15 protein-coding genes are annotated in these 16,522 nt (G+C 51.5%); 8 read left to right on the forward strand and 7 right to left on the reverse strand.

What is annotated here, in order from left to right; all coding sequences use genetic code 11:
- Positions 1-8 precede the first annotated feature (8 nt).
- The 3 genes from HGH92_RS15390 (at position 9) to HGH92_RS15400 (ending at position 2,379) form a co-directional block, all read left to right on the forward strand.
- Positions 9-983, forward strand: a complete 975-nt coding sequence (locus tag HGH92_RS15390; RefSeq protein ID WP_168871693.1) for a helix-turn-helix transcriptional regulator — start codon at positions 9-11, stop codon at positions 981-983.
- Positions 984-1,044: 61 nt separating this feature from the next.
- Positions 1,045-1,242 carry a hypothetical protein gene (locus HGH92_RS15395; protein WP_168871694.1) on the forward strand — a complete coding sequence of 66 codons (198 nt, stop codon included), beginning with the start codon at positions 1,045-1,047 and terminating at the stop codon, positions 1,240-1,242.
- 15 nt (positions 1,243-1,257) lie between these two features.
- Positions 1,258-2,379 carry a DUF692 family multinuclear iron-containing protein gene (locus HGH92_RS15400; RefSeq protein WP_317166417.1) on the forward strand — a complete coding sequence of 374 codons (1,122 nt, stop codon included), beginning with the start codon at positions 1,258-1,260 and terminating at the stop codon, positions 2,377-2,379.
- On the opposite strand, the gene HGH92_RS15405 is transcribed toward HGH92_RS15400, so the two are convergent.
- Positions 2,380-2,688 carry a hypothetical protein gene (locus tag HGH92_RS15405; RefSeq protein ID WP_168871695.1) on the reverse strand — a complete coding sequence of 103 codons (309 nt, stop codon included), beginning with the start codon at positions 2,686-2,688 and terminating at the stop codon, positions 2,380-2,382.
- 98 nt (positions 2,689-2,786) lie between these two features.
- On the opposite strand from HGH92_RS15405, the gene HGH92_RS15410 reads away from it, so the two are divergent.
- The gene (locus HGH92_RS15410) at positions 2,787-3,428 is read left to right on the forward strand and encodes an HAD family hydrolase (RefSeq protein ID WP_168871696.1); all 642 of its coding nucleotides are present in this window, start codon (positions 2,787-2,789) and stop codon (positions 3,426-3,428) included.
- 74 nt (positions 3,429-3,502) lie between these two features.
- On the opposite strand, the gene HGH92_RS15415 is transcribed toward HGH92_RS15410, so the two are convergent.
- On the reverse strand, positions 3,503-4,948 hold the full coding sequence (locus HGH92_RS15415; RefSeq protein WP_168871697.1) for a RagB/SusD family nutrient uptake outer membrane protein: 1,446 nt from the start codon (positions 4,946-4,948) through the stop codon (positions 3,503-3,505).
- Between the two features lie 10 nt (positions 4,949-4,958).
- Positions 4,959-8,039, reverse strand: coding sequence for a SusC/RagA family TonB-linked outer membrane protein (locus HGH92_RS15420; RefSeq protein ID WP_168871698.1), 3,081 nt, complete (start codon positions 8,037-8,039; stop codon positions 4,959-4,961).
- A gap of 496 nt (positions 8,040-8,535) precedes the next feature.
- On the opposite strand from HGH92_RS15420, the gene HGH92_RS15425 reads away from it, so the two are divergent.
- Positions 8,536-11,247, forward strand: coding sequence for a hypothetical protein (locus HGH92_RS15425; RefSeq protein WP_168871699.1), 2,712 nt, complete (start codon positions 8,536-8,538; stop codon positions 11,245-11,247).
- 4 nt (positions 11,248-11,251) lie between these two features.
- Here the strand turns inward: HGH92_RS15425 and HGH92_RS15430 are convergent, their stop codons facing one another.
- On the reverse strand, positions 11,252-11,974 hold the full coding sequence (locus HGH92_RS15430) for a Crp/Fnr family transcriptional regulator (RefSeq protein ID WP_168871700.1): 723 nt from the start codon (positions 11,972-11,974) through the stop codon (positions 11,252-11,254).
- Between the two features lie 30 nt (positions 11,975-12,004).
- On the opposite strand from HGH92_RS15430, the gene HGH92_RS15435 reads away from it, so the two are divergent.
- Positions 12,005-12,706 (forward strand): Crp/Fnr family transcriptional regulator, encoded by a 702-nt coding sequence (locus HGH92_RS15435; protein ID WP_247654954.1) that lies wholly within the window; start codon positions 12,005-12,007, stop codon positions 12,704-12,706.
- A 1-nt stretch (position 12,707) separates the two neighbouring features.
- On the opposite strand, the gene HGH92_RS15440 is transcribed toward HGH92_RS15435, so the two are convergent.
- Genes HGH92_RS15440 through HGH92_RS15450 form a run of 3 tightly spaced genes read right to left on the reverse strand, consistent with a single transcriptional unit; the run spans position 12,708 to position 14,287 of the window.
- Positions 12,708-13,442: a YoaK family protein gene (locus HGH92_RS15440; protein ID WP_168871701.1), complete on the reverse strand. Its 735-nt coding sequence runs from the start codon at positions 13,440-13,442 to the stop codon at positions 12,708-12,710.
- 13 nt (positions 13,443-13,455) lie between these two features.
- Positions 13,456-13,677: a hypothetical protein gene (locus HGH92_RS15445; protein WP_168871702.1), complete on the reverse strand. Its 222-nt coding sequence runs from the start codon at positions 13,675-13,677 to the stop codon at positions 13,456-13,458.
- Between the two features lie 10 nt (positions 13,678-13,687).
- Positions 13,688-14,287 (reverse strand): methyltransferase domain-containing protein, encoded by a 600-nt coding sequence (locus HGH92_RS15450; protein WP_168871703.1) that lies wholly within the window; start codon positions 14,285-14,287, stop codon positions 13,688-13,690.
- 247 nt (positions 14,288-14,534) lie between these two features.
- On the opposite strand from HGH92_RS15450, the gene HGH92_RS15455 reads away from it, so the two are divergent.
- Together HGH92_RS15455 and HGH92_RS15460 are read left to right on the forward strand one after the other, a co-directional pair.
- A complete protein-coding gene (locus HGH92_RS15455) occupies positions 14,535-15,146 on the forward strand; it encodes an RNA polymerase sigma factor (protein ID WP_168871704.1) in 612 nt (203 codons plus the stop codon).
- 73 nt (positions 15,147-15,219) lie between these two features.
- A complete protein-coding gene (locus tag HGH92_RS15460) occupies positions 15,220-16,392 on the forward strand; it encodes a FecR domain-containing protein (protein WP_168871705.1) in 1,173 nt (390 codons plus the stop codon).
- Positions 16,393-16,522: the final 130 nt, after the last annotated feature.

Below are 16,522 nucleotides of genomic sequence, written 5' to 3' on the forward strand. Positions count from 1 at the left end.
TTTGCGGTATGTACCTGGACGCTTTATTACCACATGCTACGCTGGTCAGAGAGAGCGAAGCCAGAGGGTACCGGCAGGCCGCCTATACGCTGGCTCCCGAGTCCGGCCTTCAGGGCTCCTTTGAACATACTGTTCTCGACGGTTTTGAAATCAACTACAGCCACCTGGAGGTTTCAAAACGTACCACCGTGCAACTGAATGCCGATAAGTCCTGTGTGGAGATGCATTTCTCCCTCAGCGGTCGGTTCGTGGCCCGCAATGAGGTGTTCCGCAAACCTGTAGAGGTGGCGGCGCTGCAGCACAGCCTTTTCTATGTGCCGGAGAAATTGTCTACCAATTTTGAATATCAGACCGGTGAACATCCGCTGACCAAGGTGGATATCTTGCTGGACAACAGTTTTTTTGAATCGATCTCCCATGAGGAATCTGCTGTACATGCCTCGCTGCTTCAACAACTGGCAGGTAAGGAGATCGTGCCGGACATTACCGGCCTGCTGCACGTGACGCCGCAAATGCTTTCTGTGCTCACAGATATGATCACCTCCCGGCGTACCGGCTATTACGGTAAAATGCTGATGGAGGCCCGTGTGCTGGAGCTGTTTATGCTGCAAACAGAGGCGATGCAGGAACAATTTCCGGCGAAAGCCTGCGGGTATTTATTAGAAAGTGCAGGAGATATAGAAAAACTCTATTTTATTAAAGAGCTTATAGATAAAGAACCCGAGCTGGACCATTCGCTCAAAAAACTCAGCCGTCAGGCAGGGTTAAATATCTTCAAACTAAAAAATGGTTTTAAAAGCGTGTTTGGTGATACCGTATTTGGTTATATTCATCACCTCAGGATGGAGAAAGCGCGTAAATTACTGCTGGAAGGGGAGCAGGTCAGCACAGTGGCCTACCTGCTTGGGTATAAAACACCCAATAATTTCAGTACTGCCTTCCGGAAAAGGTTTGGGATATCTCCCGGTAAATTCAAACAGTAACATTTTCACCTGTTGTTCCGTTATACAGCAAAATATTTTCATTCTATTTAAAACCCAAATTATGGATCTGTCGAAATCATTGCTGGGAGCCATCCTGGCAGGTATTACCCTACAAACTGCTCCTTCTTGTAATGCGCCCAAGGCCCCTGCGGTAAAAGAAGAGAAAAAAGCAGTAAAAAAGGATACGGCGACAGAGCGGAAAGATACTTCAAAGCCGCAGACCGCGGGAGATGGTTGTCCGGCATGCGGAATGGGCTGAATAAATACGTGAATCGTGTCGCAAATATTTTCAACAGTTGCCTGTAATCTGGACAACAATATCCTGGCTGCCTGCCTGCCCCTCATGGACGCAGCCAGGGTCGAAGCCATTGAATGGTCTTTTGACGCGCTATATGCGGTAACGAAAGTACCTGTCTGGTTTGAAGAACTACTCACCGTTTTCAGCAACGAAAACAGGCTGATTGGTCATGGTGTTTTTTTCTCTCTTTTTTCGGGGAGATGGTTGCCGGAACAACAACAATGGCTCAACGATCTGCGCGCCGTCAGCCGTCGTTACCAGTTTGATCATGTAACCGAACATTTCGGCTTTATGACCGGCCGCGATTTCCATCATGGTGCGCCATTAAATATTCCTTACACGCCAACTATCCTCGAGATTGGCCGTGACAGGCTGAAACGAATGCAGGAGGCTTGTAGTTGCCCGGTAGGCCTGGAAAACCTGGCTTTTTCCTATTCCCTGGAAGAAGTAAAAAAGCAGGGTGATTTCCTCGATAAGTTGCTGGGGCCTGTCAATGGCTTTATGATCCTCGATCTGCATAATCTTTATTGCCAGGCGCATAACTTTAACCTCTCTTTTGAGGCATTGATCAGTTTGTATCCGCTGCACCGCGTCAGGGAAATACATATCTCCGGTGGCAGCTGGGAAGTGTCCGGCGCTGCGCCCGGAAAGACCGTCCGCCGTGACACCCACGACGACGCCGTTCCGGAAGAAGTCTTCGGCTATCTCGATAATGCAATAGATCTTTGCCCTTCACTGAAATATGTCGTACTGGAACAGCTGGGTGCCGGACTTGACAGCGACAGCAGCCGCGCCGCTTTCGGCCATGATTTCCTCCGGATGGACGACCTCATCAAACAAAAAAACGAGACGATTGCCCCGCTGAACAGTTTCCTGCCGGAAGCATTGCAAATACCGGCACAGCCTCCGGAAGACGAATCATTGTACCGGCAACAGCTGGAACTGTCGCAGATACTGGAAACGGCTGTTTCTTTCGATGGACTTATGCAGGCGTTAAAAGCCTCGTCACTGGCACATTCCGCGTGGCAGATTGAAAGCTGGGACCCCGCTATGATTGAGACTGCGGCGCAGATAGCACAGAAATGGAAGAAACGTTAGTTAGCGTTTCTCCACTATGACAGGCTCCTGAAATAATTTCCGCTCCGCTCCGGGTTCCAGGGAAATCAGTTTACCGTTCTCGAAATGCAGGATGGTATTGACTTCGTACCAGAAATCTTTGTGAACGGTCTCCTTGTAATAAAAATCTTCATACAGTACGTCCCCCATTTGGGCGAAACTTTTCTTGAAAGGCTTGCCATAACGGGCAATGACGGCTTGTTTGTTCATTCCGGGTTGTATGTCTGCAGCAGAGAAACGGCTGCTGTTTGCGGTGGCACAGCTACAGAACAGTATGACTGTCGCAGTCATTAGCATAAGCATGATTTTCATAACACTGGTATTGGGTGATAAAGGAATGAATGAAATAACCGTACCACATTTATCTTTATGGTCCCAACTGGAGGTATATGATAACAAACAAGATAAAATGCGTCATATTTGATTGTGATGGCGTGCTGGTAGACAGTGAAATTATTGGTATCCGGGTGCTGCTTGGACTGGCGGCGGAATACGGCGTGGTCATGGAAGAACAGGAAGCGGTGCGCCTGATGAGCGGCCGGAACCTCGTGGAGGCGGTAGCCATCTTGCAGGCGCTGACAGACCGTCCTTTTGCAGCTGATTTTATTGAACAATACCGCACCCGCTCCTATGCGCTGTTTGAGAAAGAAGTAAAACCGGTGGAAGGAATCCGGGAAGTGCTGGAACAACTCACGCTGCCTTTCTGTGTGGCATCCAGCGGGCCGGTAAAAAAGATAGAGCTGAATTTGCGGTTGACCGGCCTGCTGCCGTTTTTCGAAGGCAGGATATTCAGTGCCTATACGATCAACAGCTGGAAACCTGACCCGGGCATTTTTCTGCATGCCGCCGCCACGATGGGATTTGATCCTGCGGAATGTGCCGTGGTGGAAGACAGCCTGGCAGGCATACAAGCTGCCAGGGCCGGCGGTTTCAGGGCTTTGGGATATGCGAGCGAACATAGTGCTGCGTATCTGGAAGAGGCAGGGGCAGAGATATTTTATTCGATGAAAGAGTTACCCCGGTTGCTGTAAATATTCTTTCCTGATACCAAAGGCCTCCTGCTTCACTAACCGGAAACAGGAGGCCTTTGTCATTCACTGTTCTCTTAATAACCCGGGTTCTGTCTGATATTGGGATTAGCCCCGGTTTCGGCTTCAGGGATAGGTTGCAGTCTTCTGAAGTCGGTGGTTTTTACAGTCGGATAACCGGTATAGCCTTTTACGCCCATATTCTGGCGGTTGATGTCTGCGTTGGTCCTGCTGAGGTCAAAGAAGCGGAGCCCTTCAAAGGCCAGCTCCTTGCGTCTTTCACGGATGATGGCGTCTGTCAGCGCGGTGCCGCTGTAAGTATAGGCTGTCAGCGCCGCGTCGCGGTTTTGTGCCACTTTGTTCAGGTAAAGCAGCGCATTGGCTTCGTCGCCCAGCCTGGCGTAGGATTCGGCCAGTGTAAGCAGCACTTCTGCATAGCGTAACAGCTTCACTTCATCTTTATCGGTTTTATTGGCATTCTGGTATTTGTTGACGATGTACGCCTGATAACCGCCGCGGAGGCTATCGATGATCAGCGTCCGGCGTTTATCCGTTGCCGTATAAAGCGCATAGGTATCATCGGTGGCGAGCAGGTCGCCGAGGCCGTTGCGGGAATACATATAGTCCATTCCTTCGGGACCGTTGTTGGCTGCGGCGGAGTTGTTCAGTTCAAAAATCGTTTCCAGTTTATCGGTGCGTGCGGCAGATGATGCCCAATAGGCGTTGAAGCTGCCTGCATCGGGTGCCAGGGCGTAACCGCCGTTTTTTACCACCAGCAGCGCTGCATCACGGGCGTTGGCGTAATCGGCCTTGTACAGGTATGCACGTGCCTGTAATGCCTTTACGGCCTGTTTGGCGATGAAATTGGAGCTGGTGGTATGGATGGAAGGCGTGGCGTCGGGCATGATCTTATAGGCGCTGTCCAGATCACTGATGATCTGATCATATACTTCGGCGACGGTGTTGCGGGCCGGTTTGATAAAAGCACCGCCTGCATCGGTGGACAGCGTGACCAGCGGTACGCCGTCTGCGGCGGGCTTCACGGTGTAAGGAGTGGCAAACCAGTTGACCAGGTTCAGGTAGCACAACGCCCGGATGGTATATGCTTCGCCTCTCAATTGGTTGACGTTGTTATTGACATTGATACGGGCGCCGATGATGCGGTTGGCCTGCAGGATGCTGTAATAGCTCTGCGACCATAGCAGCTTCGCTTCCGGGCTGGACACGATGAACGTGTAACTGTACTGGGTCAGCAGGCGGCTTGAATTGGTACTGCTGAGATATACGTTGTCAGCCAGCAGATCGCCGAATACAACGGCATTACGGCCAAAAAGAAAATAGTTGTCCAGGTTCCGGTACAGGCCGGCCAGAGACTCCATCATGTCGGTATCGGTCAGGATGCCTTTCTCTATGGAAACGGACGTCGGCGGCTGCTCGTCCAGGAAATTTTTGCCACAGGCGCTTATCAGGGTGGTGGCGGCCATCAGGAGCGGCAACCATATATGTTTGTTGTTCTTCTTCATGGTCAATAGTTTAAAATCCTACGTTAATCCCGAAGGTGAAAGTTTTGTATTTCAGCATGTTCTGATAGTCGAAGCCGGAATAGCTGACTTCAGGATCAAAAGGCAGACGATCGTCGAAAGTTTTGGTCCACAGGTTAGTGCCCCTGCCATACACATACAGCTTGTTAACGCCCAATCGTTTGGCCAGCGGCATGTGGCTGAAATCATAGCCAATGCTGATGTTCTGCAAACGGATATGATCGCCGCGGTACAGGCGGTAGGTGCTCACGGAATTGTCGGTGGTGGTACTGAATTTGGGCACGTCTGTTTGTTGGCCGGGCGTAGTCCAGCGTCTGTCGTAGATAAATTGGTATTTGTTGTAGGTATAGTAAGCACCGGAGGTGAAGTAAATGTCGGACGCGCCGTATACCCAGTAGCCGAGATTATAGTTGAAATCCACACCGAGGCTGATCCCTTTGTAGGTAAATACATTGCTGAAGCCGCCCATGTATTTGGGAACGGATTGTTTGTTGAGCACTACGTATGTGGCCTTGGAGATATCGGTGGTGGTGGCGGAATGTCCGCCATCGGTATAATACAGCGGGCTGCCGGTTTGCGGGTCTACACCGGCGAATTCTTTCAGGTAATAGTTGTTGAAACTGTACCCTTCCTTAAGATAGAACATGTCGTTGCGCTCCAGTGTTCCCTGTGGCAGGCGGGTGATTACGTTTTTGTTGAGCGCGATGTTAAAATTACTGTTCCAGCTGAAGTCCTTGTATTTCAGGATGTCTCCTTTGATGGTGAATTCCCAGCCTTTGTTGACCATGGCCCCCACGTTCTGGCTTACAGATCCGAAACCGGTGGTCAGCGAGGTGTTCACGGCACGGATGAGGCCATCGATGTTATTGTTATAATAATCCACGGTCAGAATAAAACGATCGTCCCGGAAGCCGATGTCGACGCCGGCATCAAACTTTTTAGAGGTTTCCCAGCGCAGATCAGTGTTGCCGATAATGGAATACTGGCTGCCGTTATAACCGGCATAGCTATACGAACTGCTGTAGTTGGCCTGCGGCATCCAGTCATAGTTACCAAGATTGGCATTGCCGGTGGTGCCATAGGAGGAGCGGATTTTCAGCGATGACAATATTTGTTGCTGCTGGAAGAAATTTTCTTCATGCACGTTCCAGGTGCCGCCGATGGAATAGAAGCCGGCGTTGCGGTTGTTGGGCGGGAACCGGGAAGAGCCGTCCCTTCTGTAAGAGCCGTTGAGCGCATATTTGTTGCGGTAGTTGATGCCGGCGCTGGAATATAAAGAGGTGAAGGCGTAGTTGCTGAACTGGCCATAGGCGCCTGTCGCCGTGGCGGCGTTACTCAGTGCGGTCAGGTCTTCATGTGCGGAAGGGAATCCGCTGCCTACTGCGGCCAGCAGGTATTTTTTTGATTTCTGCGCTTCATAGCCTACGGAGGCGGTCACGTAGAAATTGTCATATCCGGGGATATCGTAGCGGTAGTCCAGCTGGTTACGGGTAAGCCAGTTGGTATAGCGTGAATAATAGTTTTTGCTGGTACCGCCGGCAGATACGCCATCGCCCATGACCGGGTTCAGGAAGATGGTTTCTTCCAGTGTGTTGTAATCGATGCTGAAATAGCTGGTGTAGACGAGCTTGTCCCAGATGTTCCATTTCAGTTTGGCGTTGCCGAGCATTCTTGTTTCAGACAGGCGTTTGCTATCGTTTTTAGCGATCCATAAGGGATTGTAAATGCCCGGGAAATTCGTGTTGCCGGCGGTGCTGGTGTTGATGGAGCCGTCGGCGTTATAGGCCAGCTGGTAAGGGCGTAGCGCTCTTGCGGCCCAGGTGGGATTGCCGGAGTACTGGGTGCTGTAAGGCGTGTTCTGGTCTACGTTGGAGATATTGACGCCGGCCGATAGGGAGAAACGTTTGTTGATCTGATGGTCGAAGTTGATCAGGCCGGACACCCGTTTGAAGTCGGCCCCGATGGTAGTGGCCTGTTGATTGAAGTAGCCGGCGGAGGCAAACAGTTTTGTTTTTTCGGTGCCGCTGTTGAGGCTTACATTGTATTGTTGCTGGCGGCCGGTGCGGGTAACGAGGTCGTACCAGTCGTTGCTTTTACCGCTGTTGAGGCCATATTTATCGGCGAGGTCATTGGTCTGTGCATCGGTGTAACCGGAATTGCGGAGGCTTTCGCGGAACAGTTCTGCGTATTGCGCGGCGTTCAGCGGTCTGCCTGCATGGGGGAGGGGTATCTGGCTGGCGATGCCGCCTTCGGCGTCGGCCCTGACCTGTGTTTTTCCCGTCCTGCCTCTTTTGGTGGTGATGACGATAACACCGGTGCTTCCGCGGGAGCCGTACAGTGCGGTGGCGGCGGCATCTTTTAATACGTCGATGCTCTCGATATCATTCTGGTTGATGCCGGCGAGCGCGTTGGAAGTGGTGACGGCGCCGGAGAGCTGGCCGGAGTTGACGATCATGCCGTCTACCACGATCAGCGGATCGGAGGAGAGGGAGAGCGAACCTACGCCCCTGATGCGGATGTTGACGTTGGCGCCGGGCTGACCGCTGGTGAGCGGCGCCGAGAGGCCTGCTATTTTGCCTTGCATGCTCTGCATGACGGTGGAGAAGGGTTTGTTTTCCAGTGCCTGGCCGCTGATAGTGCCTATGGCGCTGGTGTTGGCGGCACGGGTGGTGACGCGGTAGCCGTCGGTGACTATTACCTCGTCGAGTTGCCGGACGCCGGGCCGCAGGCGGATATACAGCGGCTGACTGCCCGCTTTTATTTCCTGAGGCAGATAACCCATCATGCTGAAGAGGATGGTGGCGCCTGCCGGCACCTGTTTTAGTACGAAGTGGCCAGTGGCATCGGTGGTGGTGGCCTGTGAAGATCCGTTCACTTTTACCAGTACGCCCGGCATGGGCGTGCCGGTGCTGTCGGTAACGGTGCCGGTTACACGTAGTGTGTCGGTGGAGGCCAGCGCGCGGGAATGGCATAGCAATAACAGGAACAGGGAGAGCGCTGCCGTGAGTGACAATCTCAGGATACCAGGCCTGAACGTGTCAGTATTGCTCCTGGTATGGATGTTGAAAACCATATTTTTAAATTACAGGTTAAAAAATCCCGCAGGCCGGTAATGGCTGGCGTTGATGTTGGTTGCTTAGGTCTGTTATCAGTATACCGCCCTCTATCCGGTTGATCACATACAAATCCTGTATCAGCCTTCGGCTGATGATTGCGTAAAATGGTATGGCTGATTGGTTGATGTAATTCAATCGGCAGCCGGGAGGATGCCGCGTTGATTGGTTGATATTTGTGTTTGTGGTCCGGATAACCAACAGGCAACCCGGCGTATTAATTTATTTGTATACGAATATACATTTATTTTGTAAACAAAAAATTATTTTATCAAAATGTGGAGACTATCCGGAAAATGATCGTGAATACAATGTAATAGCGCTTTATGGTAAATAGTACACTTATTTTTTAGCTTGATAAGACAGTTTTGTTTACCGGATTTGTCTTGTTTTGTATACAAAATGTCTCTATCATTGTAACGGCTTCATTATCTGTGAATGTAATTATCAACCAGCATGTGTATCGTTAATAATAGCAGGCGCTTTCTTCTGATCGTGGCAGGAGTATTGTTGTGCAGCATCACCACCGCACAGCAGTGGCAATGGAACGTGGACAAAGCGGCGGTCAACCGCCGTACGACCGAAATAGTGAAAAGGCCCGGAAAGATCAGATGGGCCGCCCTGAAGGAAAACAGCCCTGCCACCATAGACAGCAGCCAAACGCCCGCCGACCTGACGTTTTCCGTCAGCCTCCCACGGGCAGGTACCTACGAAATGATCACTTATGCCGTCACAGCGCAAAATCTTGACTCCCTCGTAAAGCAAGGAAAGGTAGCCACCTCGCATATCAAAATACAATTCACCGGACAACGCCCCACCCGGCGCATCGTATTCGACAGCTGGAACCATGCCATACAGACAGCCGGTAAATTTGATTTTGCCTCACCGCAACAACAGGTGAAAATATGGCTGCCCCAAGGCATCCGCCTGCAATACATCGCGTTCAAGCCTTATGTGCCGCCGACAATACCGTCCGCTGCGCAACATTATAAGCCCGCCATTGTGCCTCGTCCCGGCAGGCCACGTTTATGGCTAAACGAAGAATCACTGCCGGTGATCAAATCGCGCCTACTCACCGGAGAAAACAAAGCGGCCTGGGAAAAAGTGAAGGCATCAGCACTGCAGCCGTTCCACTTCGCCTTTGACCCGCAAAAGGAAGTGTTCTACAACGCCGCCCTGGAACAAGCCGCAGAAAAGAAAGCGTTCTATTACCTTATGACCGGCGACACGGCCATCGGCCGCCAGGCCGTGGAACTGATCACACAATACCTGACCATGCTGGAATTCGGTAACGTGAAATACGGCGATATCACCCGCGAAGTGGGCCGTGCCATCTATACCGGCGCATTGGTGTATGACTGGTGCTATGCACTGCTAAACGCACCGGCCAAACAAACATTGCGTTATCATATGATGCGGCAGGCCCGCGAAATGGAAATAGGCTGGCCCCCGTTTGACAACAGCGCTATCAATGGCCACGGCAATGAAGCACAGGTCAACCGCGACCTGCTGGCCATGAGCATCGCCATTTATGATGAAGATCCCTTACCTTATCAATATACTTCCTACATCATCCTCGAACAGCTGGTGCCCATGCGGAAGTTTGAATACGCATCGCCGCGGCATAACCAGGGCGTGGACTATGGCGCCTACCGCTTCGGCTGGGAAATGCACGCGGCATGGCTACTGCAGCGCATGACCGGCCGCCCCGTTTTTGATGACAACATCAAAAAACTGCCTTACTGGTGGCTGTATATGCGCCTGCCCGACGGCACTATGCTGCATGATGGCGATATGTTCAGCGTACGTGCCCATCGCCAGGCCAGCTACTGGAAACAGCCGCAGACCATGCTGCTCTGCTATGCCTACGCTAATGACCCGGTATTAAAAGCCGAATTTGAAAGAGAAGGAGGACTGCCGGACAACCCGGTGCTGTTCCTGCTGGTCAATGATCCGGCGCTAAAACCGGATACCAGCCTTGCTTCGCTGCCATTAACAAAAAGCTACGGCAACATTATCGGTAGCATGGTGGCCCGCACCGGCTGGAACAACCAGCCCGGCAGCAACGACGTGATCGCTCAGATCAAAGGCGGTGGTTATCATTTCGGCAACCACCAGCATGCGGATGCCGGCGCATTGGAAATATACTACCACGGCATGCAACTGGGACATATAGGACTGTACCTTTCGTACGGCACACCGTATGACTTTAATTTCAACAAACGTTCTGTCTCCCACAGCATGATGCTGGCCATTGACCCGGCAGAGCCGTTACTGTTCCGCACAGAAGCGAATGATGGTGGTTCCCGCTTCAGTCAGCGTTTTCCGGTCACACCACAGGAAACAATTACCGATCCGTGGTTCAACTATGGCACCGTAACGGCTGCCGATTATATCCCCGCTTCATCCCGGCAGCCAGGTTACAGCTACTTCAAAGCAGATCTTACGGCTGCGTACTCCGCCAAAATGCGGCAGTATACCCGTGGCTTCTGTTTCCTCGACCTCGGCCGCGATGACGTGCCCGCGGCCATTATCCTCACGGATGATATGACCACCGCACAGGCATCTTTCAAAAAGTACTGGCAGGTCACTACCTTTCAACCACCAGTGGAAACCAGTACCGGCTTTATATTACACAACGCGGTGAATGGCATCACCGGCAAAACACATGTGCATATGTTGCTGCCGGCGCCGGAAAACAGGCATACGGAAATATTGGGCGGAGACAGCGCTACCAGCACTTTCAGCCATCCTTATCCGGTCAGTTCCCCCGCGGTATACCGCGTAATGGTGTCACCCGCCACGGCGCAGCAGCAGGACCGCTTTCTGACTGTTTTTCAGATGGCCCGTGACAACGCAAAACCGCTGCCGGTGAGGTATTACGAAGCGGCACAACGATATGTGGTCACCATTGGTAACCGTATAGTGGTGCTGGCTTCCGGCTCAGGCCTGATAGATGCTGCGTTTGACCTCTCCGTGGACAATGATCAACCTTATGAGGTGGTGATGACAGGCCTCGCGGCCGGCTTCTGGAACATACAGGACGGTGAGGGTAAAATAGTGGGCACGGTGAACATCGCCGCAGGGAAAAACGCCTGGTCTTTCCGCGTAAAAGCAGGAACATATAGGGTTTCGCCGGGACGGCCTTACCCTGATGTCAGGAAATAAAACTTCAGGATGATAACGGTTCTCCGCAACCGGAAATCTCTACCAGCTTTTTCACGTCGGTGATGCAGATTTTCTTGCCGGCAATAGTAAGCACGCCGGCTTGTTTGAACGCTGATAAAAAGCGGGTCACATTTTCAACGCCGGTACCTACCATGTTGGCAAGATCGGTGCGGGGTATCTGTATCAGGATGTCTTCGCCTGCCGGGGTCTCGTCCTTAAACTTCTCCCGTAAAACTATCAGGGTAATGGCTAACCGCTCCTGTACAGACCGGTGGGTGAAAGCGGAAATACTGTTGGTGAGCACGGTAAACTCATGGCTCAGCGTTTTCAGCAGGCGCCGTGCGAGGGTGCCGGACCGGTTCAGCAGTTGCAGAAAATCATCTTTCGGTATAAAAGCAATGATGCTCTCTTCCAGAGTAGCGGCAGAGTCGGGATACCTGCCTCCAGCCAGGATGGCGTGATATCCTACCAGTTCACCGGTATTGGCCACATAAATGATCTGCTCTTTTCCTTCTTTATCGACCCGGTATTTTTTGACTTTCCCTTTTTGAATATAGTAGATACCAAAGGCTGGCGCGGCTTCGCGGAATATCACTTCTCCCTTGTTATAACGTTGGGTGGTCATTAGTGAGGCAAGGGCAGCATGTTCCTCTTCCGGCAGGTTGCTTAACACCGACCGGGAGCGGAAATTCCATTTATCAATAGGAAACAGGCCAGATAAACTCATAGCAGGCCAAAGGTAAATTTTAATTTTAAAATGCTAGTTTTGGTCGCAATGAGCAAAGGTGTCTTTCCGATAGACCAGTGGGATTTCAGAAGTGAATCCGTGTTGATGGACCTCCCACAGGAGGTGTACGACCGCCTGATGGTCCACAAGACAGAGCGGGTATATGAACAGCATGAAATCCTTTTCCGGGAAGGAGCTTTCCCTTCCGGGATATTTTATATTGTCAGGGGGAAGGTAAAAAAATACAAAGCCAACAGGGAAGGGAAAGAACAGATTGTTAACCTGGCCCATACCGGTCAACTGGTGGGCTATCATGCTGTTCTCTCTGAAGAACGTTACCCGGATACGGCCGCTGCGCTGGAAAAAAGCACGATCGCTTTTATACCGAAGGAAGATTTCCTCAATGCGCTGGACCATTCGCCACTGCTGACAACCCGGTTGCTGACTACCCTGAGCCATGAATTTGCAGTATTGGTCAATAACCTCACCATGTTCGCCCAAAAGTCGGTCAGGGAGCGGTTGGCGCTGCAGCTGCTGATCATGCGGGAAAAGTTCCGGGACGACATCATTAACCTGAACAGGGAAGACCTGGCCAACCTGGTTGGCACGGCCCGTGAGAATGTGATCCGCGCGCTGGCGGCTTTCAGGGAAGAAGGCATGGTGGAAACAAAAGGCCGCAAAATTATCATCCGGGATGTGGACAAACTGATGGCAATCGCCAGCGCCCCGTGAACTAAGCCGCTGCAGGCGCCTGTATGCGCCGCACCATCTTCCTCAGCCGCACGCGGAACAGGTCATAAAACATCGCTATCAGCAGCACACCGGCAGGTAGATAGAAAGTATAATAAGACAACCGGAGAAAAGCAAACCCGCCTACAATACCTCCTCCCAGGAAAAAGAAAATGATGACCAGCCGGAGAATAATTTTTTTCCGGACATCCGTATTGCGGGATGCCGGATTAAACAACAAGGTATGGAGATCGATTCCAAGATCGGTGAACATGCCTGTCAGGTGCGTGGTACGTACCACATACCCCGAAATAGTGGATACCAGCGCATTCTGCATACCCATCGCAAAGAGCAGGCTGCCCGCAAAGTACTCCGTTTGAAGAATGCTTTGGCGGTAGGTATGCCCGAATGTGCCTACCAGTATAAGGATAAACATTTCGCAAAGAATGGGGATGATATAACCCCATCGTCTGAAAGGCCCGGTTTTACCGGTAAAAACGCTGGAGAAAAAAGCGCCTGCCAGAAAAAGCAACAACCATAACGCCACCATCCGGGCCGCCCTGAAATCGCCGGTGGCCAGCTTGTGGGCCAGCAGCGCGGCGTGCCCGGTCACATTGGTGGTAAGCACGGCGAAAGCGAAAAGCCCCGCCGCATTTACCATCCCTGCAGTAAAACACAGTAGTACCGCCAGTCGTAGGTTATGTTTGTAATTTCTTTTTCTTCCGGTGTGGCGCAACATGGCAGAGAGCTGTTTATTGCAGTTCAGGACATCCCCGGAGACAGATCAGCGCATAGCGGAAACTGCTCCATTGCGTGCTGTCCCATTCCAGCGGGGACTGCTGTTCCAGCCATGTTTGCAGTTGAGCGGCCATATCATCGTGGGTGATACCGGAGATAATTTGTGTCACCTGTTGTTTGTCTGTGGCCTGTTTTAATGCTTCAATCGTTGTTGCTATATGCTTCTCTGTTATCATGATGATTTTTTTAAGATCGTTTTACCCACATTTTCAGCAGGAAGTCCACGCTGGCGTCTACCAGCTGATAAGTTGGCGGTATTTCGTCTTCGAGGCTGTGAAAGGTGACCACCCTGGTGCCGCCCGGCTTATGGGCCAGTCCCTGGAACATTTGCCGGCAATAGTAATGATACAGGCTGGCGGAGTATTCCGTGTCCTGATCGATATGGCCGTCTTCGGCCAGGTTCTCAAAAAACGCGTTGTAAAAGTAAAAGTGGTCGAAATCGTCAAAGTCTATCTGGGTAACGTTTCCATGGATAAACTGTGCGTTTCCCACACCTGTCAGCCGTTGCGCGGAACGGGCGAAGTTATGCAGTTCTTTACGTTGTTCGATGCCGTAGAAAGTGCTTTCCGGGTAGTGATGGCCGCCTATCAGGCAGAATTTGCCTACGCCGCTGCCTACATCGAGGATGCGGTCGCCCAGGCCTGTAGCCAGAAAGCGGGCTGCTTTGCGTGCTACTTCCACCGGTGTCCAGTGCCGTCTTGATAATTGCTGGATTCGTTGAGGGTACAGCCAGTCAAAAGCTGCGTCATTTACATACCACGTCGGGCTTGCGGTTATTTCATTCATACCGGGTGCAAAGTTAGGCCACTGTGGCGTTAGCGGCGCTGATACTTTTCAGGAAAAAAGCTGCAAAAAGTCACTTTTTGATATCTCCCGGAGGGTAATATTTGCGAAGAAGCGGGTAATTTATGAGAACAACGTACTTTGAATTCCTCCTAAATTTAATACCTTGGAAGAAATTTACAACCAGAATAATTGATCGCATGCCGGATGGGTTTTGGATAATGGCCTACCGGTTTTATCTGTTTTAAAATTGCCAACCGTCCTACTATATGATGATACGGCCCTTTTTAAAAAGGTGGCCCAGGGTGATGAAACGGCTTTCCGAACACTCTTCGACCGATATTGGGATACCGTGCACGGGGTTGCTTTGGCGTTGACCAAATCGGCCACCACGGCAGAAGAGATGGCGCAGGACGTTTTCGTGAAGTTATGGCTGAAAAGGGATAAACTGGCGGCAGTAGCCAATTTCGAAGGCTATCTGTTCATGCTGGCGCGTAACCATATCTTCAACTCTTTCCGCAAAAAAATACAGCTCACTTCTTTTACCGATCACCTGTTGGAATATGCCGCCAGCCATATGGCCGCCGCCGGTACGCCGGACGAACGGTTGTTATACAATGAACTGGAAACGCTGGTGGCGCAGGCGGTAAACCAAATGCCGCCACAACAACGTTCTGTATATTGTATGAGCCGCCAGCAGGGCCTTAGCCAGGAGGAGATCGCAGACGCCCTGCATATTTCCCGGCATACCGTTAAAAGTCATATGAACAAAGCACTGCACCTGATCCGCAACTACCTGCGGGAACATGCTACCATCGAAATGCTGCTTCTCTTTTATTTTATGGCAATGAATGCCCGTTGAAAAAAATTTTTCTTCCAACTCATACCATCACATTTTATCGGTGTCTTTATAGACACAGCAACCACCATTGCACATGGAACAGGCACGTTTGAAAGCACTGCTGCAGCGCCATCTTGACAATTCCCTTCCGCCGGAGGAGCTGAAGGAACTGATCGCTGCACTGCAACAGGACACACACCAGAACACATTTTTGCAGGAGCTGCAACAGGCGCTGGCTGGCGGCGCTTATGCCACGCCCACTGATGCGGAAAGGAAGGATGTTATTTTCCGCAACATCCTCCAGGAAGCGGAGGAGCAGGAAGTTGCCTTGCTATTGCCACCGGCGAAGCGCCGCATCTCCCTGTGGAAAGCGGCCGTGGCGGCTATGATGATCATACTGGCAGGAGTGGCTGCCTACTTTACCCTAAGCCACCGGCTGGCGGGCCATCGGCCGGCGCTGGCGCATGGGGATGTGCAGCCAGGCGGCAACAAAGCCCGGCTGCTCCTCGCTGACGGCAGTTACGTTACCCTCGACAGTACCAACAAAGGTGCCCTGGCACAACAGGGCAATGCTACCGTATTACAAACAGGCGGTGGTCAACTGGCCTACAACGGCAGCAATACCAACGATAAAGACATTGTATACAATACTGTTTTCACGCCCCGTGGCGGCCAGTTCCGCATCGTATTGCCGGACGGTACCAAAGTATGGCTTAATGCCGCCTCATCACTGCGTTTCCCGACTACTTTCCCGGCCAATGAACGCCGCGTGGAAGTGAACGGGGAAGCCTATTTCGAAGTGGTGCAACGGGAATCATCTCCGTTTAAAGTGATGGCGCGGGGCACGGAAGTAACCGTGCTGGGCACAAATTTTAACGTGAACGCCTACACTGACGAAGCGTCCGTTAATACCACGCTGCTGGAAGGCCGTGTACGCGTAGCCCATCAGGCGCACGCTGTGACCCTTGTGCCTGGCCAACAGGCGCAGGTAAAAGAAGATATCCGCATATTGGAACAGATAGATACCGATGCGCTCCTGGCCTGGAAAAACGGGCGCTTCTCCTGTAATGATATTCCACTGGAAGCCATCATGCGGCAGATCAGCAGATGGTACGATGTACAGGTGGTTTTTAAAGACAATATTACCGATACCTATAGCATAGAAATTTCCAGGGACGTACCCCTGTCTAAACTGCTGCAATTCCTGGAATTGAGCGGGGGCGTACATTTTGAAGTCAATGAAAAAACAATTATCGTAAAAAAATAAAGAAAGACAACCATTCACGCAGTTATCAGATGCAATAAAAAACCGGGCAGTGTTCGCGGCACCACCCGGCGGATTGTTGGATCAGGACACTTATACAATCATTTTCGGGACTGCTAATTGTTTACATCCA

The sequence above is a fragment of the Chitinophaga varians genome, assembly GCF_012641275.1.
In the GTDB taxonomy this organism is placed as follows: Bacteria; Bacteroidota; Bacteroidia; order Chitinophagales; family Chitinophagaceae; genus Chitinophaga; species Chitinophaga varians_A.